Raw genomic sequence first — 685 nt, forward strand, 5'->3', positions numbered from 1 at the left:
CACGATTTCACTAATATGACCCAGGCCACTAACAGTGCAGCCGAAGTTTTGACCACATATAAAAACATACAAGCAAATTTAAAAACCCAAATAACCGATATGCCGCCGGTTATTAATACATTAAGTACCGCATTAGATAACCAGTACCAGGTGTTAATAAAAGCTAGTGATACCTTTAAAAAAGCTGTTGAAGATCAGCAAAAATGCTCTTTCAATACGTTGCTGAATCTGATTAAAACCATCGTGGCTGTTGGTAAAGATACTCTTGATGCATTTACAAACCCGAGCATAGACTCGATAACAACTGCAAAAGGCGACTGGGAAAAGTTAATTGACAGTATTGATACCGGTAAAATAGTATTGAATCCCGAAGCGATACAGGGAGATGCGAAATCCATTGAGGACGCATGGCAAAAAATAAGCCCGGGTGGCGGCGACGTTGAGGACTCGACCAAACTGGTTGCCCTGCGCGACGAGTTTGACAAGACAATTACACCTTATTTAACCCTGCCCCAAGCAAAAGAATATCAAAAACAATTACACGATTATATCGGGATAGCGCAGGCGCGTAACGTAAAACTTTTTGAGTATACTAACATGGCAATACAGTACCTGGCCATAGTAGCTAAAATTGAACAGAAACAAGAAGAACTGGACCGTATAAAAGCGCAGATAGCAAGTGAAA

At 40.7% G+C, this 685-nt stretch carries 1 protein-coding gene; it reads left to right on the forward strand.

Going from position 1 to position 685, the window contains the following annotated elements:
* Nucleotides 1-15 precede the first annotated feature (15 nt).
* On the forward strand, nt 16-685 hold a 670-nt coding region (locus EPL05_RS24110; RefSeq protein WP_166727784.1), incomplete at its 3' end, for a hypothetical protein.

This window comes from Mucilaginibacter gilvus (genome assembly GCF_004054195.1).
In the GTDB taxonomy this organism is placed as follows: Bacteria; Bacteroidota; Bacteroidia; order Sphingobacteriales; family Sphingobacteriaceae; genus Mucilaginibacter; species Mucilaginibacter gilvus.